The 24,336-nt window shown below is 47.8% G+C and carries 22 protein-coding genes; 5 read left to right on the top strand and 17 right to left on the bottom strand.

Annotated features, from left to right (window positions below; genetic code table 11):
* Window positions 1-172 precede the first annotated feature (172 nt).
* A complete protein-coding gene (locus GVJ32_RS17005; RefSeq protein ID WP_159241276.1) occupies window positions 173-2,725 on the bottom strand; it encodes a TonB-dependent receptor in 2,553 nt (850 codons plus the stop codon).
* Between the two features lie 63 nt (window positions 2,726-2,788).
* Window positions 2,789-3,955 carry an alkane 1-monooxygenase gene (locus GVJ32_RS17010; RefSeq protein ID WP_159241277.1) on the bottom strand — a complete coding sequence of 389 codons (1,167 nt, stop codon included), beginning with the start codon at window positions 3,953-3,955 and terminating at the stop codon, window positions 2,789-2,791.
* A gap of 176 nt (window positions 3,956-4,131) precedes the next feature.
* Between GVJ32_RS17010 and GVJ32_RS17015 the strand changes: the two genes are divergently transcribed.
* Complete coding sequence (locus GVJ32_RS17015) at window positions 4,132-4,734, top strand: TetR family transcriptional regulator (protein WP_159241278.1); 603 nt, start codon at window positions 4,132-4,134, stop codon at window positions 4,732-4,734.
* 39 nt (window positions 4,735-4,773) lie between these two features.
* Here GVJ32_RS17015 and GVJ32_RS17020 read toward each other — a convergent pair whose 3' ends face one another.
* Together GVJ32_RS17020 and GVJ32_RS17025 are read right to left on the bottom strand one after the other, a co-directional pair.
* Window positions 4,774-5,517 (bottom strand): class I SAM-dependent DNA methyltransferase, encoded by a 744-nt coding sequence (locus GVJ32_RS17020; protein ID WP_159241279.1) that lies wholly within the window; start codon window positions 5,515-5,517, stop codon window positions 4,774-4,776.
* 89 nt (window positions 5,518-5,606) lie between these two features.
* Complete coding sequence (locus tag GVJ32_RS17025) at window positions 5,607-7,637, bottom strand: beta-propeller domain-containing protein (protein WP_159241280.1); 2,031 nt, start codon at window positions 7,635-7,637, stop codon at window positions 5,607-5,609.
* A 196-nt stretch (window positions 7,638-7,833) separates the two neighbouring features.
* Here GVJ32_RS17025 and GVJ32_RS17030 point away from each other — a divergent pair, with 196 nt between their 5' ends.
* Window positions 7,834-8,151: a Rieske (2Fe-2S) protein gene (locus GVJ32_RS17030; RefSeq protein ID WP_103684709.1), complete on the top strand. Its 318-nt coding sequence runs from the start codon at window positions 7,834-7,836 to the stop codon at window positions 8,149-8,151.
* A gap of 76 nt (window positions 8,152-8,227) precedes the next feature.
* Here GVJ32_RS17030 and fusA read toward each other — a convergent pair whose 3' ends face one another.
* The 8 genes from fusA to GVJ32_RS17070 all read right to left on the bottom strand — a co-directional run bounded on the left by fusA (window position 8,228) and on the right by GVJ32_RS17070 (window position 16,945).
* On the bottom strand, window positions 8,228-10,318 hold the full coding sequence (fusA, locus tag GVJ32_RS17035; protein WP_159241281.1) for an elongation factor G: 2,091 nt from the start codon (window positions 10,316-10,318) through the stop codon (window positions 8,228-8,230).
* 241 nt (window positions 10,319-10,559) lie between these two features.
* Entirely contained in the window at window positions 10,560-11,465 is a 906-nt protein-coding gene (locus tag GVJ32_RS17040) for a GNAT family N-acetyltransferase (protein ID WP_159241282.1), read from the bottom strand.
* Window positions 11,446-12,576, bottom strand: coding sequence for a cupin domain-containing protein (locus GVJ32_RS17045; RefSeq protein WP_159241283.1), 1,131 nt, complete (start codon window positions 12,574-12,576; stop codon window positions 11,446-11,448). The genes GVJ32_RS17040 and GVJ32_RS17045 overlap by 20 nt, the downstream gene beginning before the upstream one ends.
* Window positions 12,577-12,580: 4 nt before the next feature.
* Complete coding sequence (purB, locus tag GVJ32_RS17050; protein WP_159241284.1) at window positions 12,581-13,945, bottom strand: adenylosuccinate lyase; 1,365 nt, start codon at window positions 13,943-13,945, stop codon at window positions 12,581-12,583.
* A 59-nt stretch (window positions 13,946-14,004) separates the two neighbouring features.
* Entirely contained in the window at window positions 14,005-14,670 is a 666-nt protein-coding gene (gene hflD / locus GVJ32_RS17055; protein ID WP_159241285.1) for a high frequency lysogenization protein HflD, read from the bottom strand.
* Window positions 14,670-15,773: a tRNA 2-thiouridine(34) synthase MnmA gene (mnmA, locus tag GVJ32_RS17060; protein WP_159241286.1), complete on the bottom strand. Its 1,104-nt coding sequence runs from the start codon at window positions 15,771-15,773 to the stop codon at window positions 14,670-14,672. Before mnmA ends, hflD begins: the two co-directional genes overlap by 1 nt.
* Before the next feature lie 49 nt (window positions 15,774-15,822).
* Window positions 15,823-16,260, bottom strand: a complete 438-nt coding sequence (locus GVJ32_RS17065; RefSeq protein ID WP_159241287.1) for an NUDIX hydrolase — start codon at window positions 16,258-16,260, stop codon at window positions 15,823-15,825.
* Window positions 16,261-16,306: 46 nt separating this feature from the next.
* Window positions 16,307-16,945: a pseudouridine synthase gene (locus GVJ32_RS17070; protein ID WP_159241288.1), complete on the bottom strand. Its 639-nt coding sequence runs from the start codon at window positions 16,943-16,945 to the stop codon at window positions 16,307-16,309.
* A gap of 150 nt (window positions 16,946-17,095) precedes the next feature.
* Between GVJ32_RS17070 and icd the strand changes: the two genes are divergently transcribed.
* Window positions 17,096-18,352 carry an NADP-dependent isocitrate dehydrogenase gene (gene icd, locus GVJ32_RS17075; protein WP_159241289.1) on the top strand — a complete coding sequence of 419 codons (1,257 nt, stop codon included), beginning with the start codon at window positions 17,096-17,098 and terminating at the stop codon, window positions 18,350-18,352.
* A gap of 64 nt (window positions 18,353-18,416) precedes the next feature.
* Here icd and GVJ32_RS17080 read toward each other — a convergent pair whose 3' ends face one another.
* Window positions 18,417-18,629 carry a cold shock domain-containing protein gene (locus tag GVJ32_RS17080; protein ID WP_159241290.1) on the bottom strand — a complete coding sequence of 71 codons (213 nt, stop codon included), beginning with the start codon at window positions 18,627-18,629 and terminating at the stop codon, window positions 18,417-18,419.
* A gap of 193 nt (window positions 18,630-18,822) precedes the next feature.
* Here GVJ32_RS17080 and clpS point away from each other — a divergent pair, with 193 nt between their 5' ends.
* Window positions 18,823-19,170, top strand: a complete 348-nt coding sequence (gene clpS, locus GVJ32_RS17085) for an ATP-dependent Clp protease adapter ClpS (protein ID WP_159241390.1) — start codon at window positions 18,823-18,825, stop codon at window positions 19,168-19,170.
* A gap of 31 nt (window positions 19,171-19,201) precedes the next feature.
* Entirely contained in the window at window positions 19,202-21,481 is a 2,280-nt protein-coding gene (gene clpA, locus GVJ32_RS17090) for an ATP-dependent Clp protease ATP-binding subunit ClpA (RefSeq protein ID WP_159241291.1), read from the top strand.
* A gap of 11 nt (window positions 21,482-21,492) precedes the next feature.
* On the opposite strand, the gene infA is transcribed toward clpA, so the two are convergent.
* The 4 genes from infA to trxB form a co-directional block, all read right to left on the bottom strand.
* Window positions 21,493-21,711 carry a translation initiation factor IF-1 gene (infA, locus tag GVJ32_RS17095; protein ID WP_008247839.1) on the bottom strand — a complete coding sequence of 73 codons (219 nt, stop codon included), beginning with the start codon at window positions 21,709-21,711 and terminating at the stop codon, window positions 21,493-21,495.
* A 149-nt stretch (window positions 21,712-21,860) separates the two neighbouring features.
* Entirely contained in the window at window positions 21,861-22,565 is a 705-nt protein-coding gene (locus GVJ32_RS17100) for an arginyltransferase (protein ID WP_159241292.1), read from the bottom strand.
* Between the two features lie 2 nt (window positions 22,566-22,567).
* Entirely contained in the window at window positions 22,568-23,293 is a 726-nt protein-coding gene (gene aat, locus GVJ32_RS17105; protein WP_159241293.1) for a leucyl/phenylalanyl-tRNA--protein transferase, read from the bottom strand.
* An 18-nt stretch (window positions 23,294-23,311) separates the two neighbouring features.
* Complete coding sequence (trxB, locus tag GVJ32_RS17110) at window positions 23,312-24,262, bottom strand: thioredoxin-disulfide reductase (protein ID WP_159241294.1); 951 nt, start codon at window positions 24,260-24,262, stop codon at window positions 23,312-23,314.
* Window positions 24,263-24,336: the final 74 nt, after the last annotated feature.

A 24,336-nucleotide genomic window follows, 5' to 3' on the forward strand; every position in this document is an offset into this window, starting at 1 on the left:
CAATATAGATAGCTAGATTTGCCAGCTAGCATCGTTATAGATTTAACGGGGGCGTGAAGGGTAAAGTAATTAGCTCGGTGTCGGTGTTAAGAGCTTTAATGCTACTTAAAGCTAAAAAGGCCGATTTTGAGCGTCCAAACTCAAAATCGACAAGCAGATATTATTCGTTGTGTTACCAGCGATATGAGGCTTGTAGCGCAAAGGTTCGAGGAGGGTTGGTGAAGCCGTGATGCGTGGTGGTACCTGCAATAACTTTTTTAGCTACAGGGGTATCGACGGCATATAAAATAATGAGTTCGTCGCTAAGATTTTTTCCAAGTAGTGCGAGTTCCCACTCGCCGTCATTAGATGATAATGAAATACGGCCGTTGAATTGAATAAATGCATCTTGCTTTACGCGATCATCTAAGTTTGGCGAGGGATGGTATTCGTCGCTAAAAATAGCATCTAGGTTGGCGCGTAAAATTAATGTATTACCAATTTCGCGCTCATAACCGAGTAATATATTGCCAGAATAGTCAGCTGCGTACTGGTTGGTTTTGCCGCTGTAGTCACAGTTTATGCCGTTAGGGTTATCTGGCAATTGGTCTTGAATACAGGTGCCAAATTTATGATCCTGAAATTCAAAATCTAAAAACGCTAAGCCGGCACCTAAGATAACATGTTCGCTTAAGGCTACACGTCCATCAAACTCTATACCTTGGGTTACTGCACCTGCCGCATTGCCTACGTTGAAGCCCAATGTGCCATCAAACACACTCACCTGGAGATTATCGAACTGGGTATAGAATAGAGCAGAGTTTAATTCAGCGACGCCATCGAATAGTGTTGTTTTTAACCCTAGCTCATAGGAGGTGGCACGCTCTTCTTCAAATTCGAAACTCCCAATTAACACTCGCGGGTTGGCAGATGTTGCCGTGGGGTTTGTGGGAGTGGGGGCTGCACTTGGCGAGGCATTGGAGCGTGCATCGTAACCGCCAGACTTAAAGCCACGTCGTGCGGAGAAATACGCCATTGCCTCATCGCTCACATCCCATTGTAAGTTTAATAGTGGTGCAAATTGCGATTCGGTACGTTTGCCTGCCAAGTCGTGTCGTTCCGCTGCAAACGTTACCGCTGCAGCGGTATCGGTTTCACCAATAGGCAAGATTGATCCATCGGGTAGGCCGAATTCTAGTTTGCGACTACCACTCTTCTTTTCGTAGGTGTACCTGCCGCCAAGTGTTAGGCGCAGAGTGTCGGTCATTATCCAAGTGCCTTGTATAAACGCAGAAGCAATAATGGAGTCGCTTTTAAAATCCCGTGGCGATCGAATATCTATAAGTGAATTCCCAGCATCACCAATACCTAGTAGTTCAAAACCAGTGCTACCGTTTGCACCGGGATCAATATCCCCACGAGCACCTCCTTCTAGTATGTCGGCGGCGTTGATTAGCTGCGGTATAAGGGTAGATGGCAAAACAATAGAGTCAAAAAAGTAGAGCTCATTGTATTGAAAATAAGCCCCTGCGATTAAGTCAAAGTTTTCACCAGGCGCAGATACCCAACGAAATTCTTGACTATATTGTTCGTACTCTTCTTCAAAGACCACTTGGAATAATGGTGCGCCGGTAAAGTCACAGTCACATTCTTCGTCATATTGATATGCCATGTAACCGGTAATCGATGTGAATGTATTACCATTGGAATACCAATTCATATTGACGGTAATATTTTGAGTGTCGTTATTACTGAAGTCGCCATTAGAAGAGCGCTTACGATCTGCTTTGCTATCCAGTACCGAGTCGTCGGCCTGCATATTAAGAATAGAACCGTTTGGTTGCAGCTGAATTAGATTTCGAATACCTGCGGGTAAAGAGCCTAACAATCCGCCAACGGCGCCCAGATCTGGAAAGACGGTGTCGTTTAATATTTCACCGTAGGTTCGACCCGTGAACAAAAAAATGTCGGAATCGGAGGCGTAGTCGGTCAAAATTTCAGACTGTCTACCAACTACATCAAAGCTACCCATTTCAAGTTTTAACTTTGCATCGAAATCACTGCCTGCATCCCAGGAAAATTTTAATCGGTAGGTCGCTTCATTCCGCTCTGCCTCGTCACGGTTTAAGACTTGGTTTTTAACAAAGCCGTCGGTATGCCTTTGACGCATGGCAAAGCGTGCGGTGAGTTCGTCGTTTATTGGGCCAGAGGCCACGAAATCGATTACTTGCTCGTTTAGATCGGGTTCGTATGTACCTTGTACAAAGAATTCTGCTTCATTGCTTGGCGATGCGGTCCCGATATTTATTGCACCGGCAATACTGTTTTTACCAAGCAAAATATTTTGCGGGCCGCGTAGTATTTCAACGCGCTCAAGATCCAAGAAAGGTGCGCGGGCGAGCTGGGCGCGACCATAGTAAATACCGTCTACGTACATACCAACAGATTGCTCAAACCCTTGGTTTTCACCCGAGCCAATCCCCCGTATATAGATATCAGTGCCGATACTTGATTCTGTCATTGTAAAATTAGGGACGTAAGCTTGTAGATCCTCAATTTTAGAGAGACCAGCCTCCATCATCTTTTCGCCGCTAATAGCACTAACCGACACCGGCACATCTTGGAGGCTCTGCGCCCTTATTTGAGCGGTAACAATCACCTCCTCAAGCTGGGGTGCGGCATTGACCAGCGCACTTTGCATTGCAGTGATAGAAATTGTGCTTAGCAATGTAATTTTTTTTATCATTATGTTACCTCTACGGTAAGGCATGACGCGCTTACCTCGATCTCGTTATTGGATTGTTTACACCTAAGTACTGAGGCCTTGATTAAAGCTGTTGAAATAGGGTTTTAAAGTTTTAACCTTACGAGGGTGAATATTTGCTTTATTAAAGTCTCCACAATGATGCTCCACAACAAGCGGGTCCATGACCTTAAACCAAAGTGGCGGGAAGTACGCTAACATCATCATCGAGGCGTAACCCGAAGGTAATTGTGGGCTGTCCTCGAAATGCCGTAGCGCTTGAAAGGCACGATTTGGGTGTGCATGATGATCTGAGTGGCGCTGCAATTGATACAGAACTAGGTTAGTTACGATGTGATTACTATTCCACGAATGCTTAGGTAAGCATCGTTCGTAGCGCCCGTGGGCATCTTTCTGTCGTAACAAGCCGTAATGCTCAACATAGTTAATTACCTCAAGTAACGATGCGCCGAGTACCGCTTGTATTAGGAGGAAGGCTAGTGCTGACCAACCCAGTATAATTGTGCATGCGCTATACATAGCGACCGTCATAGCCCAGGCTTGTAGAACGTCATTTCGCCACGTCCAAAATTCCATACCTTTACGGTAAAGTCGTTGGCGCTCAATCTCGCAGGCGGATTTAATACTTCCCACTACTGTGCGAGGCAGGAATTGCCAAAAATTCTCTCCCATTTTTGAGCTTGCGGGATCTTCCGGTGTCGCGACTCTGCGGTGGTGTCCAAAGTTATGCTCCACGTAGAAATGCCCATAGGCGACGGGTGCAAGTGCTATTTTTGCCAAGAATTGGCTTAAGGCGTCGCGTTTATGGCCAAGTTCATGCCCAGTATTAATGCCGATTCCGTTTACGTAAGCGCAGCTGAATAGGCCGGCGATAATTCCTAGTGGGCCAAGCTCAGTGCAGGCAAACCATAAGGTAATTAACGTGCCTGCATACTGAAGTGGAATGTAGGCGTAGACGATATAGCGGTAATAATTGTCGTTTTCTAATTGTTTAACAGCAGATTCTGGTGGGTTAGAGCGATCTGTTCCGATTAAAAAATCTAAGGCAGGGATGATTGCATACACGATGACGGGTGTTAGCCACCAACCCCAAATTTGTCCGGTCTGCATATAAATTATGGCGCCGAAGATTGGGAATAGAGGCACTAAAAGCCCCAGTGACCATAAATAGCGTTTCGGATCGTGCCATTGTAGTTCAGCGCTAGTATCCACTTTTTAACCCCTTTATTATGTTTACAAGTGTTAAGTTGTAATTTATGGCATAACTTTACGGGTGTCAAGTTGGGGTTTGTGTTATTTTCTGCGCTCAGAAATATTATTGATTTGCCGTAAATTCGGCGCATCGTCATACTATTCAACGCAAATGCTGTATTGATATTGAGGAAGGTATGAGTTCGAGTAAGACCAAGCAGAGTCGAAAGGGTAATCGCGAAAAGTTAATGAATGCGGCTCTAGAGTTATTATTAGAGGATCAGAGTGGCTTGTCTGGTATCAGCCTGCGTCGTATTACTAAAGCTTGTGACTTGAGTCCACCAGCGTTTTACAGCCATTTTTCATCAATGGAAGAATTGGGTTTAGCGCTTGTTAACGAGGTTGGTAGTACGCTTAGAAGTATCTTAAAGGGTGTGAGAGATGCTGATACAGAGGCATTAGTTATTGCTGCGTCTGTTGATGCCGCATTTGGGTATATTCGCGGCAATGAGTCTTTGTTTATATTAATTGCACGAGAAAGAGCAGGGAGTTCTGCTCTAATTCGCGGTGCAATTCGAAATGAAGTTCGCCAGATAGTTGAAGAGATGGCTAGTGACTTTCACTCGAGGGGACTCTTCGCTCAATTTAGTTTGCCAGAAAAGCAGGCGGCAGTAGCTGCGATAGTGTCTTTAGGTTTAGGCTTAATTCCAGATCTATTAGACTTGTCCCGAGAATCCGCTGCTGAGGGCGACGCGCTTTTGTCGCAATTTGAATCTCAAGTGCAGTTTATTTTGTCTTAATGGGCGAATAGTTGGTGTTTGAAACCCTATAAGCTCTGATTAGATTTTTACACAAACGAAAAGCGCATTCCCTGATTCGCCATTCCAAAGTAGTAATTTTTCGTAATCGTGCTCAAAAATATGAACGTCGAAGTAGGGCGAGAGAAGATCTTGAAGTTGAGCAAAACTTATCGCGACCATTGTATGTTCATCCTGCCATACCTGCTGGGTAGCTTGCGTGGTTTTATGAATACTGAGTTTTAGCGATTGCTGTTCGCCTTCGCCGCAGTAATACCATCTAGAGCTAAATATGAATTGGCTGCCGTCTTGTTCAGCGCTGTGACGCGTAAATGAGTTATTGTCAATTTTATTTTTATCAACAGCGTTAAAGCAAAGCATACCATCCGGTTTTAGTGCTTTGTATGCACTGAGAATACAGCTTTTTAGATTGTCTATGCTGCCGCTGTAATGAATGGAATATAGAAAGCAGCTAATGACATCGACGGGGCCAGAAACTGTGAAGTCGCACATGTTTTGGCGACTGAGCTGGGCTTCTGGGCAGCGTCGTCTCGCGATATCTAGCATTTCTTGGTTTAAATCAAGCCCTTGGCAGTGATAGCCAAGATCAATGAAATGCCTAATATGAGGCCCAGTACCGCAGCCCAAATCTAAAAGGTTTTTCCCTTTGTTTCCAAAAATGTGTTGCAGCCTGTGGGCGGTATTGCTTTGTGCAAGGTAGTCGATATCTGCACACATTAGGTCGTAATACGCCGAAAGGTCGGAGTAGAGAATAGTGTCAGTCATGAGTATTTGCGCGGCGGTGTAGATGGGGCCGCGCAGTATAGCAATTGCGCTAATGAAGGGAAGAAAAAATGGGCCGCCTTATTGGGTGCTTACTGCGGCCCTGTTTGTTGGCTGGGGGCAGTCCATAAGGCTGACCAAATATAATCTCCAGATAAAAAGTAAACGGCGTCGTCGTGAATAACTGAACGATGCTGTCCACCGTACCAATTTTCATTGGGAGCAGGGCTGGCGATAATATCGCCGATCAAGTCGAGGCTGGCGGCGGCAGCGTTTTCTTTGCCGTTAATTTCCATGAGATATAAGCGGTTCTCGTTTACGTAGCCGTTTTCTTCGCTGTTGTACGAGGACTGAACAGGCACGGTAAGACGGTCGCTGCCATCGGTTTGTTGAATATAGGTAAACGCGTGGCGGTTGTACTGAGCCTCTGAGTAATTCCAGCCATCTTCCTTGCCTAATAACAGGGTAGCGAGTTCGCTTGGATTACTAATATCAGTCACGTTGAATAGGCTGAGTTTTACTAAACCTTGATTCTGGGCAGATTGACCAACGCCGAGTAAAAGATTGTTATTTACTGGGTGTAAGAAATCTGAAAAGCCGGGAATTTCTAGCTCGCCTGCGATATATGGATCCGCTGGGTTAGTGAGGTCGAGTACGTATAAAGGGTCAATCTGCTCAAAGCTCACAAGATAGAGGCGGTCGTCTAAAAACCTCACGCCATATAGATCTTCATTTGGTTTGCCGATTTCAGCAGGTCTATTGTTATTGGGTAAAACAGATATTTGTTCTAGGCGTAAATCGTTCGACGCTTCTTGTAAGATCGTTAATTGGTGGTCGCGAATATCGCTGCTGTCGCCTGTGTAGAGGGTGGTGACCACGCGTAACATATCGTCTTTTTCGGACAATCTAAAGTCGACTTGACCGCGATTCCATAAATACCCCATTAAATCTGCGGAGCCGCGATAGGCAGGTTTGCCGCTTCCCAGTGCAAATTTATGGATACGGGTTTGGCCCGCGCTATTTCCATACCTAGCCTGACTTAGATAAAGAGCTTCGGCAGACATATAAACGCCGCTGGCGTCTTCGTTGTAACAGGTAGTTTGGGCGTTACTGGGGTTGCTTAATGGGACCGCAGTAATGCTAGTAATAACGGGGTATACATATTCGTCGCTGGGGTCGTCGCGGGTAATTAAACAGTCTTTTGCCGCAAATAGTGGCCGAGTCTGCTCGTTGACGGTGATATTGGGAATAATGTCTGCTGGCGTAGTATTGGCTAAGGTCTCTTTGTTTGCGTCAGCTTCTTGTTTATTTGCTGGATAGTAATAAATATTATCCCAGTGGGGGGTGTGACGGCTGATAAGATATAGCGTGTCGCCAATGCGGCGACTATCTACAAAGCCCCCTTCAATCCTCAGGTCCCAAGTTTTTTCGATATTGTCTATATTTGCCGTGTCGTAAATTTTGACGGCAAGCGCCTGCTGTCCCCAGGGGGCGATTTGTTGCCAAACATCACCGTAGGTACCGTAATATTGGCTGGTAGCGATACTGATTAGGCTGTCGTTTTGGATGAATAAGCCCTGTACATACTCACCATCTTCCAGTGGTATTGTCGCTACCTGTTGCGCTGTTGCGGCGTCCGGATTGGTACTTAAAATCCGAATGCTACCGGGGTTCTGTGGGTTTTGTGGCGGCACTAGGGCATCACTGGCAAAAGCCGCATCGGTGACAAAACAACAGCTGTGCTGGATGGTCGGTACGATATATAGATAGTCGCCGTCGTATTTGAGTACATCAAATTCGTCAACATCAGCTTCTAATGTGTAAGTGCTTGAATATCCGCCGGAGGATGCGTCATCAGCGGTGGCACCCCCTGCGGGTTGCAGCATAGGCAGTCCTTGTTCATAGCGATTTGTTTGGGTGTATGCGGCTTTAAAGCGCGTGACGAATTCCTCTTCGCTATTTACCGCACGCAATAAGCTGTTTGATTGATCGCCGTTATTATCAGGAGGGGTGCTAGAGCCACCACCAGAACCTCCTCCACAGGACGCGATGCTTATGGAAAGTATTGCTAGGTATAGGTATGCCGCTTTGCTTCTAAGGTGTGTGATGGCATTGTTATTCATGGTGATACCCTATGCATTCTATGGTGTATGGATTGTGTGCTGCTGGTGTGCCTACCATCAGTTTAGCGCTCCTGTCGCCCATGTAAATTGGTAGAAGCACTTAATTTGTTGGAAATGAGAGGGAGTACACTGAAATACGTAACCTTGTTTCAGCGTATACGTTAAGCTTTGAAAACACTTACGACACTCGAAAACTATGCGTTACTACAGCTTAGAAAAATACATCAATTTATTTGATGGTTACCGAAAGGTTTTTAAAATCGATAGCCATAATTTAATGCTGTTGCAAACAGACGGCGCCCGCTATTTGATTGAGAGCAGTTGTCCGCACCGAGAGTATCCCTTGAGCAGCTCGGATGTTGAGGGTTTAGAATTGGTTTGCCCCCAACATGGCTACCGCTTTGATATACAGAGCGGTGCTCTAAAACACTATAGCGAAGAGTTATGTCGCAATTTGCGGTGTTATGAGCTGGTTGATCGAGATACTGAGGTGGGGGTTATGCTTGAGTATTAAACTGTAAAACCGATACAAACAAAAAAGCCCTGACAAGGTTTGTTGTCAGGGCTTTTTTAGGGCTTAGCTAAGTGTATTACTTAGCGGCAGCCGCTTTCTTTTCTTTCTCTTTGGCAATAACTGCTTCAGCTACGTTAGCAGGACAAGCTGCGTAGTGAGAGAATTCCATTGAGAACTGACCGCGACCAGAAGTCATGGTGCGCAGAGTGCTGATGTAACCAAACATTTCTGACAGCGGTACGTCTGACTTGATACGCACGCCAGTAGTGTTTGGCTCTTGACCAGAAATCATGCCGCGACGACGGTTCAAGTCACCAATAACATCACCGACGTGATCTTCTGGGCTGTACACGTCAACTTTCATGATTGGCTCAAGCATTTGTGGGCCAGCTTTAGGCATAGATTGACGGAAAGCGCCTTTTGCAGCGATTTCGAAGGCAACTGCCGAAGAGTCAACAGCGTGGAAGCCACCATCAACCAAGGTTACTTCAACATCCAGCACAGGGAAGCCAGCTAAAGGACCAACGCCCATCATTGAGCGGAAGCCTTTTTCGATGGCTGGGAAGAATTCCTTAGGAACGTTACCACCAACAACTTTCGAGGTAAAAGTGAAACCGGTGTTCGGCTCGCCCGGTTTGATAAAGTAGTCGATCTTACCAAACTGACCAGAACCACCAGATTGCTTCTTGTGGGTATAGCTGTCTTCGATTTCCTGAGAAATTGTCTCGCGGTAAGCAACCTGTGGTTGACCTACAACAAGATCAACGCCATATGTGCGTCGAAGGATGTCTACTTTAATATCAAGGTGCAATTCACCCATTCCCTTAAGGATGGTTTCGCCTGAGTCGATATCGGTTTCAACACGGAACGTTGGATCTTCTGCAACCATTTTACCGATCGCGATACCCATTTTCTCAGTAGAGCCTTTGTCTTTTGGCGTAACAGAGATAGAGATAACTGGTTCTGGGAAAACCATAGCTTCAAGTGTACATGGGTGCTTAGGATCACAAAGGGTGTGACCGGTTTGCACGTTTTTCATGCCCACGATGGCAATGATGTCACCGGCTTGCGCAAAGCTTAATTCGTTACGCTCATCAGCTTGCATCTCAACCATACGGCCAACACGCTCAGACTTACCGGTGAATGAGTTAAGAATGGTGTCGCCTTTGTTCAATTTACCTGAGTAAATACGAACGAAGGTTAGGGCGCCGAAACGGTCGTCCATGATTTTGAATGCTAGAGCGCGGAAAGGCTCGTCAGCAGATACGATTGCGTATTTGCCGTTGGCATTACCTTCTTCGTCTGTTAACGGCTGTGGGTTAACTTCTGTAGGGGATGGTAAATAGTCAACAACAGCATCAAGTAGCAGCTGCATACCTTTGTTTTTAAAGGCAGAACCACAATATGTTGGGAAGAACGCTAGCTCCAAGGTACCTTTACGAATGCAGCGCTTGATATCGTCATCAGAAGGTTGCTCACCTTCCATGTACGCCATCATGACGTCATCATCCATTTCAACCGCGTTTTCAACTAATTGTTCACGGTACATTTCAACGTCATCAACCATGTCGGCCGGAACGTCTTCGATGGTGTAGTTTTCTGGTTGCCCAGTTTCATCCCAAATGTAAGCTTTACGGCTTAACAGGTCGACAACACCTTTGAATGTGTCTTCACGACCAATTGGCAGGGTCATGATTAATGGGGTGGCACCTAGAACTTTTTTAACTTGATCGGTTACACGGATGAAATCGGCGCCGATACGGTCAAGTTTATTTACGAATATAAGGCGCGATACTTTTGAGTCGTTCGCGTAACGCCAGTTGGTTTCTGATTGTGGCTCAACGCCGCCAGAACCACAGAAAACACCAACACCGCCATCAAGAACTTTCAGCGAGCGATATACTTCTACTGTGAAGTCAACGTGGCCCGGGGTGTCGATAACGTTGAAACGATGCCCTTTCCAGAAGCAGCTAACAGCTGCTGATTGGATGGTTATACCGCGCTCAGCTTCTTGTTCCATGAAGTCAGTCGTTGATTCACCTTCGTGAACCTCACCCAGCTTATGAATTTTACCGGTCAGCTTAAGGATACGCTCGGTAGTCGTGGTTTTACCGGCATCAACGTGGGCGAAAATACCAATATTTCTGTAAAGGGATAGATCAGTCATAGCGCTCTCTAGATAAGCTGGGTTGAAAATTAGGCGGGTAATGTACAGCAAATTAGCAAATTTTGCTCGCAGAAAAATCAATAAGAGGGGCTTTCAGCAAGTTTTTTTGCGTAAAAATGCCTCTACAGCGCAAAAAGTTACAATTCTGCCTCTTTTCGCAATGATTAGATCCTGAATATGCAACGTTTTCAGCAGCTTGGCTTTGCGGACGTCGTCTGTATTTAAACGCCGTCAGCAGCATTTAATAGAGCTTGCGTAAGTAGCGTGGCCGTTCGGCACGTTCCCACATTCGATCGAAGCGTTCTTGGTAGTCATTTACCTGGGGTGGTAGATGATAACTGCCCCAATTGGCTTGATGCTTTCCATCGGTATAGACAAAGATGCCGCTGCGGTCGACAAGCATAAAAAATTCGTCTACTTCTGCCCGATAATCAGCTGAAAGTAAGCGCAGGGACATCGCGGAGGGTAATCGTTGACTCAGCTCAATTATCGGGTTGCGGTTTTCTCTCAAGGATGTTTCGTCAGAGATCAATAAGCGTATTTTGTTTTGACGATGGCCTCGGGCAAGTCCTGACAAGGCGTGAGCCATCGCGTCGCTGGCATAAAGATCAGGTTCGAGCGCGTGGCTAAATATACTGATTGTTCGGCGTGCTTGGCTGCACATATCTAAAATCGTTGCAGCGTTGTCGTTGGGTTTGAATTTTTGGCTGTCTTGCCCAAGCCTGCGCTGCTCACGCAAGAGTAGTCGCATGGATTGGTGGGGAATGCCGGCGTCCATAAACATGTCGCCGTAGGGCATAAACCCCGCTGCGGCGTAAAAACCGATAGCGTGGTCTTGAGCGCCGAGGGTAAGTTCACGCCAGTCTTGATTCTTGGCATATTCCATAGCAGCTTGTAACAGTGCTTTGCCGATACCGCGCTTGCGAAAGTCTTTACGTACCGCCATACGGCCAATACTGCCGTTATTTAGCATTCTTACTGTGCCGACTGCTTCATCGTTTAGCAATGCGAGCCAGTGATGGCAGTAGGGATCGTGCTCGTCCAGCTCTAGCTCGATCGGGACAGCTTGTTCGTCTACGAACACCTCGTGACGTATGCCAGTGAGTATCGCCTTGTCGGTTTGCCAGTCAGTCTTGCGTATCGTCATAAAAGCACAAGGTGCCGTTGCAGAATAGGGCGTAAATCATGTCTGGGCTAAGACGGTGGGCAGTATCAATGGTGATACCGCTCTCTATCTCACACAGAGATTTAACATCGTCGCGCTGCTCAGGTGGGTAAGGGAAGGCCAATCCGTCGGCAAACAGGTATTGTTCGTCAAAGGCCAGCCTAGCGCCTAGCCGCAACTGTAGTACCGCGCCTTCGGCTAATTCCAGTAGGAATTCCTCTGGGTTTAGTGAGTCGTCGATCATGCTTTCTTGGTCGGGTATTCGGGTCATCATCTCGCCGAACCAGCGCGCCAAATGGTCGTCATCATTTATATGGCGCAGCATTAGTGACTTTACATGTTCACGAACACCCGCCGAAATTTCTGCGGGATGCGCATTAGCATCCAGTTGCGGGTCTTGATAGCGCAGAGATTCATCAAGAAAGCTGGCAATATCGTCGCTGTAATCGCTTAGTAATGCCGCTTCAGATGGAGCTCTAAATCCTACAGAGAGTGTGATGCAGTCATCACCTTCGGCGATACCCCAGTGGGCGACGCCCGGCGGTACATAAAGCACGTCGCCGGCTTCCAGCAGGTATTCTTGCTCGACGCTAAAATCTTGTAATAAGCGCAAACCGGCTTGGCTAGCTAATGGCGTTTGCGCTGAGCAGTGACCTCCGACCTTCCAGCGCCGGCGGCCGCTGCCTTGCACTAAAAACACGTCATATTGGTCGTAGTGGGGGCCGACATTACCGCCGTCGCAGGCATAGCTCACCATGACATCTTCGGTGCGCCAGCGGGGAATAAAACGGAAGTGGGCGAGTAGGTCGGCAAGCTCTGGCAGATAGTGATCTACACTTTGCACCAATAGCGTCCAGTTGGATGCTGGTAAGGAGCCGAAATCTTCTTCTTTGAAGGGGCCGTTGCGTAATTCCCAGCCACCGTCTTTTTCAATAATAATGCGACTGTCAACGTCGTCTTCACAGGCCAAGCCTGCGAGATCGTTGCCGTCTAGCGGGCACTCATAGTTAGGCAGTGCCGCTTTTAATAGCAGGGCTTCGCGCTGCCAAACCTGATCTAAAAACCACTGTGGATCAAAATTTTGCAGCGCCACGGGGTTAAATCCGCTTTGCTTGGGCAACGGCGTTGCCGATGTAGCGCGCCGGGGTTAGCTCGCGCAGTTCAGCTTTAGCGGCATCTGGCATATCTAAATCATCTACAAATGCCTTTAATATGTCTGCGGTAATACGCTGGCCACGCGTCAGTGCTTTTAATTTTTCATACGGTTCTTCAATGCCGTAACGGCGCATGACGGTTTGGATTGGCTCGGCAAGAACTTCCCAGCTGTCATCTAGGTCTGCGGCGATGCGCGAAACATTAATTTGAAGCTTGCTCAGTCCCTTCATCGTTGCTTGGTAGGCCATAACGCTGTAAGCAATACCGACGCCCATGTTGCGCAATACCGTTGAGTCAGTGAGGTCACGCTGCCAGCGCGAAATTGGCAGCTTTACGGCGAGATGATGCAGAACCGCGTTAGCGATGCCCAAGTTGCCTTCTGAGTTTTCAAAATCAATGGGGTTAACTTTGTGCGGCATAGTCGATGAGCCAACTTCGCCGGCGATGGTGCGCTGCTTGAAGTAACCTAAAGAAATATAGCCCCAAATATCACGATCTAAGTCGATCAAAATGGTGTTGAAGCGGGCTATGGCATCGAATAATTCGGCGATGTAATCGTGGGGTTCAATTTGGGTTGTATAGCGATTCCAATTGATGCCGAGCTTGCCGATAAATTCTTCGGCATTGGCTTCCCAGTCGATGTCTGGATACGCCGAGATATGGGCGTTGTAGTTGCCCACGGCGCCATTAATTTTACCCAGTAATTCTACTTCAGCGATCACTTGACGTTGACGACGAAGGCGTGCCACTACATTGGCGAATTCTTTGCCCATTGTTGTTGGGCTGGCAGTTTGGCCGTGGGTGCGCGACAGCATGGCCACTTCGGCAAATTCATGGGCCTGCTCGGTGAGTTTGGCGACAATGGCGTCACACTCAACTAGCAGCAATTCGCGGCCTTCACGCAGCATTAAAGCGTGAGATAGGTTGTTGATGTCTTCTGAGGTGCAGGCAAAGTGTACAAATTCGGAAATGGCCGCCAACTCCGCATTACTACTGATGGCTTCCTTTATGAAGTACTCAATGGCTTTTACGTCGTGATTGGTGGTGGCTTCAATGTCTTTTACTTTTTGCGCGCCAGCCTCATCGAAATCGCTGATTAGCGCCTCTAAAACGGCGTTGGCTTCGTCGCTCAAGCTGGGTACTTCAGTGATGGCAGAATTTGCCGCAAGCTGCTGGAGCCAGCGCACTTCCACAATAAGACGATACTTGATCAGCCCAAATTCACTGAAAACAGGGCGCAGGCTAGCAGTTTTGCTGCCATAACGGCCATCGACGGGTGAGATGGCAGAAAGCGCGGATAAGTCCATATTGAATACCTTTTCTAGAGCGGGGCGGGCAGTTCGGAAAGCGCGCAATAATACACGAATTAACGACGGATTTCAGTTGCCAGCAGTTGTTTGGTTTGGGTGAAAATACGGTTTCTTTGCAACACTAATTTCCAGCGGCTTCCACCAGCTTGGTGCCACAAAAAACCAGCGCGTATGGCGGCTAATAACAGGGTCCGAATGCGGGCGGCATTGTTAGCATTTTGAAGTTCCTGCGCGCTGCCAGTGATTTGAATTCGGAAGTTGTATTTGGAAATAGTATCTTGATAAATCGCTGAAAGAGAGTTTGATAAGGTATTAATATCATTACCATTAAATTCTTTCTGCTTGGCGGTATGTTGCAGCCGACTACGCAATAGGGCAGAGGTGTCTGAGTCGTTGCGGAGTTTTTTATGGAGGTGCAATATCCCTAAGCAATAACGCATTACGCTCTTGCGCTCGCCATAGTCATTGCCGCTGAGCAGGTCGCGTAAACCGCGAACGCCCACCTCAAGGTTTTCGATGCTGCCGTAGGCTTCTTCCACTGTCGTGGCTGAAAATTTAAACAAGCTATCTATTGTGGCTTCAACAGCTTGGGGTTCAGCTTGGCCGGTGCGCGCAATTTGATCGACCAAAACGGCGGCCTGGACTATCGCGGCCAAGGCCAATGTTTGCTGGCGGGCTTGTAGGTTCTTATCTGTTTGGGTGGCGCCCTGATTATTGCTCATTAGTATTGGTAACCCGCTTCGATGATGCCACCGCCTAGGCACACCTCATTATTGTAAAAGACCACTGACTGACCCGGTGTGATAGCACGCTGAGGCTCAGTAAAGTGCACGTCAAATCCTGTGTCTGTTGGGCGTATTTCACAGGCCTGATCCGCTTGGCGGTAGCGAGTTTTTGCTGTGCACATAAGGGGTAGTGTGGGTGCTTGGCCGCTTATCCAGTGAATTTCGCTTACCTGTAAGGCTTGCTTGAATAGGGCGGGATGCTGACTTCCTTGGGCGACTAATAGCACGTTGCGCTCTAGATCTTTTTCAATGACGTACCAAGGCTCTTCGCCGCCGCCTTTCACGCCGCCAATACCTAAGCCTTGGCGCTGGCCAATGGTGTGATACATCAAGCCGCTGTGTTGGCCCATGTCGCTACCGTCCAAAGTTTCGATACGGCCTGGCTTGGCAGGCAAATACTGTTGTAAGAAATCTTTAAAGCGGCGCTCGCCGATAAAGCAGATGCCAGTGCTGTCCTTTTTGTCGTGGGTGATCAGGCCGTGTTTTTCGGCAAGGGCGCGCACTTCGGGCTTCTCAATCTCACCGACAGGGAAGAGGGTTTTGGCTAATTGCTCGCTACCCACTGCGTGCAGGAAGTAGCTTTGGTCTTTATTCGGATCTAAACCTTTTAGAAGCTGGCTTGTGCCGTCAATGTCTCGGCGTCGAGTGTAGTGGCCAGTGGCAATATAATCGGCACCCAAGACCATGGCGTATTCAAGAAAGGCTTTAAATTTAATTTCGCGATTACACAAAATGTCGGGATTCGGCGTACGACCTGCCTTGTACTCGGCAAGGAAGTGTTCAAACACATTATCCCAGTATTCAGCGGCAAAATTGGCCGTGTGCAGGTGAATGCCCAGTTTGTCGCAGACGGCACTGGCGTCCGCTAAGTCGTCTTTGGCGGTGCAATATTCGGTGCCGTCGTCTTCATCCCAGTTTTTCATGAACAAGCCTTCAACCTGATAACCTTGTTGCATCAGGAGTAGGGCAGATACCGACGAGTCGACACCGCCGGACATGCCGACAATGACTTTCGTGTTACTGGGGTGTTGCTGATTCATTCATCTAATCCGTTAAGCTATTTTACAGTGTTGGTGAGCAAGTCTTGCGCTAATAAATCATGGATAGCGGGTAGCGCTGCCCTTTTAAGTACCGCTCTAAGCATTCTAAAACTAATGGGCTGCGGAGCTGGTCACGGCGCTCACGCAGTTCATCGGGTGTCAGCCAAATGGCTTGCTCAATATCGCTGTCTAGCTTTTGCTCTGGGCAAAACGCGATAGGGCGCGCAAAAAAGCTTGTTCGGTGGTAGGTCACGCCGTTGGCGGGCGCGGTATATAAGCCGACGCCGACGACGCCTAATATCTCTACTCGCCACTGGGTTTCTTCTAAGGTTTCCCGATATGCAGCCTCTATTAAACTTTCGCCTTCCTCAAGATGGCCTGCAGGTTGGTTTAGCACTCTGCGCCCGTGTTTGATTTCCTCGACGAATAAAAACTTACCGTCGTTTTCAACCAAGGTTGCGACCGTTACGTGGGGCTGCCAATCCATACAATATTCCGCTGAACAAAGCGCTAATTGTAACAGGGGCAATGTGTTAAGGACTATGTTTGCGGCGTGGCCGGGTTCGGGTTTTATTTCGGCTCACGTGTGGCTTGCCACTTTTGCTAGGTTTGTAGCGGACAAGCTCTGGACCTAAAGTGAGCGAGGTGTATTCGCCTGGTGCTAGGTTTTCAATACTCCAGTCGCCAATGCTGGCGCGAATAAGCCGCAGAGTAGGGAAGCCAACCGCGGCGGTCATGCGTCGAACTTGGCGATTGCGGCCTTCAGTAATCGTTAAGCTCAGCCAACTAGTGGGAATGTTTGCGCGAAAACGAACTGGCGGTGTGCGAGGCCAAAGTATTTCCGGCTCGTCGATTTTATTTGCCACAGCGGGTAGCGTTGGGCCGTCATTAAGTTGCACGCCGGTTTGCAGGGCTGCCACCGCGCTACCAGTGATGTCACCGTCAACCTGTACCCAATATGTTTTGGCCAGCTTGTGGCGAGGATGACTAATTTGATGTTGTAGTTCGCCATCACCCGTCAATATCATCAAGCCTTCCGAGTCATAATCTAGTCTACCGGCTGGATATATCGCTGGGATCCTGATGTAATCAGACAGGTTGGCTCGCCCGTCTGAGTCGGTAAATTGACTCATGACTTGGAAGGGCTTATTGAATAAAAAAAGTTCACTCACGCTAAAATAGGCTCATTCATAGAAGAAATCTGGGTATAAAGTGTTATAATGTCGCGCTTTTTGCAGAAGCTGCATTGTAGCAAATTGCTTTGTTTTCGTTTGTGACCGAGCACGAGCACAGATACTAACTGATAAACCATGGAGTCAAAAATGGGATACCAACATATCAAGGTACCTACTGCGGGCGAGAAAATCACCGTTAATGCGGATCTTTCCCTCAATGTACCCGATCGGCCAATTATTCCTTTTATCGAAGGTGATGGCATCGGGGTCGACATTACTCCGGTGATGATCAACGTAGTTGATGCAGCCGTTGAAAAAGCCTACTCAGGCACTAAGAAAATCAGCTGGATGGAAATTTACACCGGCGAAAAAGCAGCAGAGTTATATGACGGAGACTGGTTCCCCGCTGAGACTCTAGATGCAATTAAAGACTACGTAGTCGGCATTAAAGGCCCACTAACTACACCAGTTGGTGGCGGCTTCCGTTCTTTGAACGTGGCACTGCGTCAAGAGTTGGACCTGTATGTTTGTCAGCGTCCGGTACGTTGGTTTGAAGGCGTGCCTTCTCCGGTAAAAGAGCCGGGCAAAACCAATATGGTTATTTTCCGCGAGAACTCCGAAGACATCTACGCCGGTATCGAGTGGAAAGCAGGTACACCAGAAGCCAATAAAGTGATCGAATTCTTCCAAGAAGAAATGGGCGTGACTAAAATCCGTTTCCCACAGGATTGCGGCATTGGTGTTAAGCCAGTATCTAAAGAAGGTACTGTGCGTTTGGTTCGTAAGGCCATTCAGTACACTATCGATCAAGATTTGCCGTCACTGACCATCGTGCACAAAGGCAATATCATGAAGTTTACCGAAGGTGCTTTCAAAAACTGGGCTTACGAGCTGGCGATGGAAGAGTTTGGTGGCGAGCTGATCGATGGCGGCCCATGGGTTAGCATTAAAAACCCAAACAACGGCAAAGAGATCGTTATTAAAGACGTGATTGCTGATGCCATGCTTCAACAAGTTCTATTGCGCCCAGACGAGTACAGCGTTATCGCCACGCTTAACTTGAACGGTGATTACCTGTCTGATGCACTGGCTGCACAGGTTGGTGGTATTGGTATCGCGCCGGGTGCAAACCTAAGCGATAACATTGCACTGTTTGAGGCGACTCACGGCACTGCACCTAAGTACACAGGCCAAGACAAAGTAAATCCAGGTTCTTTGATTTTGTCTGCGGAAATGATGCTGCGTCACATGGGTTGGAACGAAGCTGCAGACCTGATTATTGATGGTATGAACGGCGCGATCCAGGCTAAGACGGTAACCTACGATTTTGAGCGTTTGATGGAAGGTGCTACCTTACTGAAATGTTCAGAATTTGGTGATGCAATCGTTAAGCATATGGCGTAAAGCTGCTTCACCACCGGCGTATGCCGGTGGTGATATTTTCTGTTTAGAAAAACCTCTTTTTTTATTATTCGTCGTCGGATGCTTGAATATCTGTGGCATGTAGTCCTTTTGGGCCTGGCTCGGCGCTAAATTTCACACTTTGTCCCGCCTTTAATGTTTTGTAGCCCTCCATCGTAATGGCGGAATAGTGCGCAAAAATCTCATCTTCACTATTCTCTGAAACGATGAAACCGTAGCCTTTGGCGTTATTGAACCACTTTACAACACCCTGCTGCATAGCTTTATATCCTTAATTGTCGTTATAGTTATTGTCATATTTACGCAAACTACCTTGTATTTTGCGACATAGCCCCCATTTTTAAAACAGTCCGGCCTCGTCGTCAAGTTAAGAAGATGTAAGTGGTGAAGTTGGTGAATTTCCCTATTGCGCGGGGTTAAAGTGGTGATAAGCTCAGGTAAAGCCAGTGAAAATGCACATTAATATACAGAATTCAGGTGATAAGTCAGATGAAGATCACGGTAACGGCTTAGCAATACAAGAGTCGAAACCGGAACTAAAGAAACCTCGTATGTATGCGGTGGTACTGTTAAATGATGATTACACTCCGATGGAGTTTGTTGTCGAAGTATTAGAGGATTTCTTTTATTTGGATCGGCAGCGCGCCACTCAAGTAATGCTTGCAGTGCACACCAAGGGTAAAGGGGTGTGCGGTGTGTTTACCAAAGATATCGCTGAAACCAAGGCGGCGCAGGTAAACCAATACGCAAGAGATAATGGGCACCCGCTACTTGCTGAGATAGAAGAAAGCGATGCTTGAAGTTTGCAATGTCAAAGGGCGGAAGTAGTCTATGTTGAGCAAAGATCTCGAAACAACATTGAGCCAGGCATTTAAATCGGCTCGTAGTCGCCGGCATGAGTTTATGACCGTCGAACACCTATTGCTGGCTTTAGCGGATAATGAAGCCGCAGTAAAAGTTCTGCTCGCATGTGGCGCAGATTTAACTCAGCTTAAAGGCGAGTTGAAGGAATTTGTTGAGGCGACCACGCCTCGAATCCCCGAAGATGACGCAGAGCGAGACACCCAGCCAACATTGGGTTTTCAGCGCGTGCTGCAGCGCGCAGTGTTTCATGTGCAGTCTTCAGGTAAACAAGAAGTCACCGGCGCAAATGTGCTGGTAGCTATTTTTAGTGAGCAAGAAAGCCAAGCGGTTTACTTCTTGAAATCACAAAATGTAAACCGCCTCGATGTGGTTAATTATATTACCCACGGTATTTCTAAGGTGTCTGGCCCAGAAGGGCTTGAGCATGATCAGCAGCATGACCAAGACGTTGAAAATGCCGATCCAGAACAGCGTCCGCTAGAAAATTTTGCGACTAACTTAAATGAAGAGGCGAAAGCTGGCCGTATCGACCCCTTAATTGGCCGCGCTGAAGAAGTCGAGCGCGTTGCGCAAATACTTACTCGTCGCCGCAAAAATAATCCGCTATTGGTGGGGGAGTCTGGGGTAGGTAAAACCGCCATCGCCGAGGGCTTGGCCAAACGCATTGTTGACGGTGACGTGCCAGATGTCCTTATCGGCAGTGTGGTTTACTCCCTCGATATGGGGGCTCTGCTCGCGGGCACCAAATACCGCGGCGATTTTGAAAAACGCTTAAAAGGCCTGCTTGCGGACCTCAAAAAGCGTGAAGGCGCCATTCTGTTTATCGATGAGATTCACACCATTATCGGTGCTGGGGCGGCTTCCGGTGGGGTGATGGACGCCTCTAATCTGTTAAAACCACTATTAAGCTCTGGGCAAATGCGCTGCATTGGCTCAACCACTTTCCAAGAGTACCGAGGTATTTTCGACAAGGATCGCGCTCTTAGCCGGCGCTTCCAAAAAGTGGATGTTAATGAGCCTTCTGTCGATGACACTTTCTTGATTTTGAAAGGTCTGCGTTCGCGTTTCGAAACCCATCACGACCTTAAATACAGCGACGGCGCTTTACGCTCAGCGGCGGAATTGTCAGCTCGTTATATTAATGACCGCTTTTTGCCTGACAAAGCTATCGACGTGATCGATGAAGCCGGCGCTTATCAGCGACTGCAAAAGCCTGAAGATCGCGTAGAAAAAATTGATGTCGCTGAAATCGAAGCGATTGTTGCCAAAATTGCGCGCATTCCGCCTAAGAGCGTGTCTTCCGACGATAGGGCTTCACTTGCGAAGCTCGAAGACAATCTCAAAATGGTGGTATTCGGTCAGGATCAAGCGGTGGCGGAGCTTAGCGCCTCTATCAAACTGGCCCGCGCTGGTTTGAAATCCGTTGAAAAGCCAATTGGTAGCTTTTTGCTGGCGGGCCCAACAGGCGTGGGTAAAACTGAGATATGTCGTCAGCTTGCCAAATTGCTTGGCTTGGAGTTGATTCGTTTTGATATGTCTGAGTATATGGAGCGCCACACAGTCTCGCGTTTAATCGGTGCACCTCCTGGCTATGTTGGTTTTGATCAAGGCGGCTTGTTAACAGATTCGGTAACTAAACACCCGCATTCAGTGGTGTTGCTTGATGAAATCGAAAAAGCGCATCCCGACCTCTTTAATCTGCTCTTGCAGGTTATGGATCACGGCTCGCTCACGGATAATAATGGTCGTAAAGCAGATTTCCGCAATGTGATATTTGTGATGACGACCAATGCCGGCGCCGAAAGCATGAGTCGTCGCTCGATCGGCTTTACTGAGCAGGATAATCAAACTGATTCTACCGAGGCGATTAATCGCCTGTTTACACCGGAATTCCGCAATCGCTTAGATAGCGTTATTTCCTTTGCGCCGCTGGAGTCAGACGTTATATTAACGGTTGTCGATAAATTCTTGGTTGAGTTGCAGGCGCAGTTAGACGACAAAAAAGTGGTGTTGAGCGTAGATGATGCTGCACGCCGCTGGTTAGTCGACAATGGTTACGACAAAACTATGGGAGCGCGGCCGATGGCACGCATTATTCAGCAGCACATTAAAAGACCGCTGGCTGAAATGGTGTTGTTCGGTAGCTTGGAAAAGCAAGGTGGGCTGGTTAATATCACCGTGAAGGGTGATGGTCTAGCTCTAACCGCAGAAACGGTGGATGAGGAGGAGAGCCAGACCTGCGATTGATCTAATCGCGCTTAACGGCCGCGGAAAGTAATGCGGCCTTTGCTAAGGTCATAGGGGGTTAATTCAACCTTGACCTTATCTCCGGTTAGAATCCGGATGTAATGCTTACGCATTTTTCCTGAGATGTGAGCAGTAACAACGTGGCCATTTTCTAGGCGCACGCGAAAGGTTGTATTCGGCAAGGTGTCAATGACTTCGCCTTCCATTTCGATCTGGTCTTCTTTCGCCATTCGGCAACTATCCTCGAAAGTCTTTAAGAATTAATGATTGAGAAGCACTGAGGCCACGGCGGGCTGTCAAAACTGCGCGCATTTTGCCTTAATTTACCGTGTTTGGCAATTTACATCAGGGCTTGTTAGCTTGTGCTTGATTTAGCTGATCAGATAAGTCGAACCCAGCGACTGTTTATTAGCAGTTCTATTGGCCGGTAGTCGGTTTTGTACGTCATTTTTTGGCAGTCGCGTATCCAATATCCGAGATAGATATAGGATAAATTTCGGGATTTAGCCTGCGAAATTTGCCAAAGAATACCGTAAACACCTAGGCTGCGCTGGCTAAATTGAGGATCGTAAAATGTGTAAATGGCAGATAAACCGTCATCAAGTACATCGGTAACTGCTACAGCGACTAAATCTGCGCCTAAATAAAAATGCACATATTCGCTTGCCGCGTTACTCGGCCCAAGAAAACTGTCGAACTGCTCCTTCGAGGGCGGGAACATATCACCGTCACGATGACGACCATTTATATAGCGCTCGTATAAAGAATATGACTGATCTGACGGTGACGAGAGAATTTTAGTATTTAAATCTGCATTGCGTTTTATCGTTCGCCGTTGGCCGCGTGTAGGAGTAAATAAATTTACTGGAACGCGGCTCGCTATACAATCTTTGCAGCGCTTGCAGTCGGGGCGATATATATGATTTCCGCTACGTCGAAATCCGCGTCGAGATAACTCGCTGTATAATGCTGCCGATGGTGTCATCTCAGGGTCAATGAAGATTGTTTTTGCTTCGCGATCGCCAAAATAGCTACAGGGGTGCGGGTGGGTGGCGTAGAGCTTAATTTCCTTTGAATCAGTCATGCTTATTCCGCTAACGAAACGTTTCCGTATCGCCAATTCATGGCCCATTTATCAACGGGGCGCGCGGCGATATTGCTGTATTGATCCAAGTACTGTTTAAATTTATCGCGATTTATTTCCTGTGCGCCCATGCTGTCAAGGTAGTCATTTCCTACCTGACAATCAATCAGTGGATATCCCCATTCCTGCAGTTGCCCACACAGGTGCACTAGTGCAATTTTTGACGCATTTGCTTCGCGACTGAACATGGATTCGCCGAAAAATAATTTGCCGATGCCCATACCGTAAAGGCCGCCGATCAGGATGTCGTCTCGCCAAACTTCGACAGAGTGAGCCCAGCCGTCGTTGTGAAGGCTTAAATACGCTGCGCGCATATCATCGGTTATCCACGTACCAGGGCGCTTTGGGCTAAGTGCAGCGCAGCCATCTAGCACTGCATTAAAGGCCATATCAAAACTTACAGAATAGTCGCCACGGCGGAGAGCTTTGCGTAGACTCCGGTTAACGTAAATCTGTTCTGGATACAGTATGGTTCTAGGCTGAGGAGACCACCACAGGATAGGCTGGGATTCCTCGTACCAAGGGAAAATACCGCGACGGTAGGCGGCTAAAATACGTTCCTTGCTGAGGTCGCCCCCAACGGCCAGCAAGCCGTTGGGGTCTTCTAAGGCGTTTTCGACGCTAGGGAAGTCCAGCTTATCAGTGTCGAGCCAAGGGATAGTCGGCATGAGATAAGCTGCAATATCTTACGCTAGGTCGTCTAAATAGCGTTCTGCGTCAAGTGCTGCCATGCAGCCAAAACCAGCAGAGGTAACAGCTTGACGATAAATATGGTCAGCGACGTCACCGGCAGCAAAAACACCCTCAATGCTGGTGCGGGTAGCGTTGCCTTCGGTGCCGCTGTGAATTTTTAAGTAGCCGTCTTTCATATCAAGTTGGCCGTCAAAAATATCGGTATTCGGCTTGTGGCCAATGGCGATAAACACGCCGGCAACATCAATTTCTTGGGTGCTGTCATCTTTGGTGCTTCGTATGCGCAAGCCTGTCACACCGCTGTCATCACCGAGTACTTCGTCGAGCGTGTTATTCCACAATATATTTACATTGCCATTCGCTGCGCGCTCAAGCAATTTGTCTTGCAGTATTTTCTCTGAACGTAGGCTGTCACGACGGTGGACCAGCGTTACTTCAGACGCGATATTCGACAAATATAGCGCTTCTTCTACGGCTGTGTTGCCACCGCCGATAACGGCTACTTTTTTGCCTCGGTAAAAAAAGCCATCGCAGGTGGCGCAAGCGGACACGCCTTTACCCATAAAGGCTTCTTCTGAGGGCAAACCGAGGTATTGGGCTGAAGCACCTGTCGCGATGATCAAACTATCGCAGGTATAGGTCTTGCTGCCCTTAAGTGTGAAGGGCTTGTTTTTTAAATCGACTGATTCAATATGGTCGAAAATAACCTCGGTGTCGAAGCGTTCGGCATGCTCCTGCATTCTAACCATAAGTTCTGGGCCTTGAACGCCATTCTGATCGCCAGGCCAGTTATCTACATCGGTGGTGGTGGTGAGCTGACCGCCTTGTTGAATACCCGTTATAACCACGGGGTTGAGGTTTGCGCGGGCGGCGTAAACAGCGGCGGTGTAACCGGCTGGGCCCGAACCTAGAATAATTAGACGGTGGTGTTGGCTGTCGCTCATAAAATTACTGCATTCCATTCAGGGGGAGTGAACTTGGTTCAATCCAAAATGACTGATATAAGGCGCATATCATA

The organism is Zhongshania aliphaticivorans (assembly GCF_902705855.1).
GTDB classification, from domain to species: domain Bacteria; phylum Pseudomonadota; class Gammaproteobacteria; order Pseudomonadales; family Spongiibacteraceae; genus Spongiibacter; species Spongiibacter aliphaticivorans_B.

Excerpts from the sequence above, each read along its gene's own strand:
- infA (WP_008247839.1), bottom strand. The coding sequence starts at position 21,711 with ATGGCGAAAGAAGACCAGATCGAAATGGAAGGCGAAGTCATTGACACC.
- hflD (WP_159241285.1), bottom strand. The coding sequence starts at position 14,670 with ATGAGCAATAATCAGGGCGCCACCCAAACAGATAAGAACCTACAAGCC.
- icd (WP_159241289.1), top strand. The coding sequence starts at position 17,096 with ATGGGATACCAACATATCAAGGTACCTACTGCGGGCGAGAAAATCACC.
- GVJ32_RS17080 (WP_159241290.1), bottom strand. The coding sequence starts at position 18,629 with ATGCAGCAGGGTGTTGTAAAGTGGTTCAATAACGCCAAAGGCTACGGT.
- GVJ32_RS17005 (WP_159241276.1), bottom strand. The coding sequence starts at position 2,725 with ATGATAAAAAAAATTACATTGCTAAGCACAATTTCTATCACTGCAATG.
- GVJ32_RS17025 (WP_159241280.1), bottom strand. The coding sequence starts at position 7,637 with ATGAATAACAATGCCATCACACACCTTAGAAGCAAAGCGGCATACCTA.
- clpS (WP_159241390.1), top strand. The coding sequence starts at position 18,823 with ATGCACATTAATATACAGAATTCAGGTGATAAGTCAGATGAAGATCAC.
- trxB (WP_159241294.1), bottom strand. The coding sequence starts at position 24,262 with ATGAGCGACAGCCAACACCACCGTCTAATTATTCTAGGTTCGGGCCCA.
- GVJ32_RS17015 (WP_159241278.1), top strand. The coding sequence starts at position 4,132 with ATGAGTTCGAGTAAGACCAAGCAGAGTCGAAAGGGTAATCGCGAAAAG.
- aat (WP_159241293.1), bottom strand. The coding sequence starts at position 23,293 with ATGCCGACTATCCCTTGGCTCGACACTGATAAGCTGGACTTCCCTAGC.
- GVJ32_RS17040 (WP_159241282.1), bottom strand. The coding sequence starts at position 11,465 with ATGACGATACGCAAGACTGACTGGCAAACCGACAAGGCGATACTCACT.
- GVJ32_RS17020 (WP_159241279.1), bottom strand. The coding sequence starts at position 5,517 with ATGACTGACACTATTCTCTACTCCGACCTTTCGGCGTATTACGACCTA.
- clpA (WP_159241291.1), top strand. The coding sequence starts at position 19,202 with ATGTTGAGCAAAGATCTCGAAACAACATTGAGCCAGGCATTTAAATCG.
- mnmA (WP_159241286.1), bottom strand. The coding sequence starts at position 15,773 with ATGAATCAGCAACACCCCAGTAACACGAAAGTCATTGTCGGCATGTCC.
- GVJ32_RS17065 (WP_159241287.1), bottom strand. The coding sequence starts at position 16,260 with ATGGATTGGCAGCCCCACGTAACGGTCGCAACCTTGGTTGAAAACGAC.
- GVJ32_RS17100 (WP_159241292.1), bottom strand. The coding sequence starts at position 22,565 with ATGACTGATTCAAAGGAAATTAAGCTCTACGCCACCCACCCGCACCCC.
- purB (WP_159241284.1), bottom strand. The coding sequence starts at position 13,945 with ATGGACTTATCCGCGCTTTCTGCCATCTCACCCGTCGATGGCCGTTAT.
- fusA (WP_159241281.1), bottom strand. The coding sequence starts at position 10,318 with ATGACTGATCTATCCCTTTACAGAAATATTGGTATTTTCGCCCACGTT.
- GVJ32_RS17030 (WP_103684709.1), top strand. The coding sequence starts at position 7,834 with ATGCGTTACTACAGCTTAGAAAAATACATCAATTTATTTGATGGTTAC.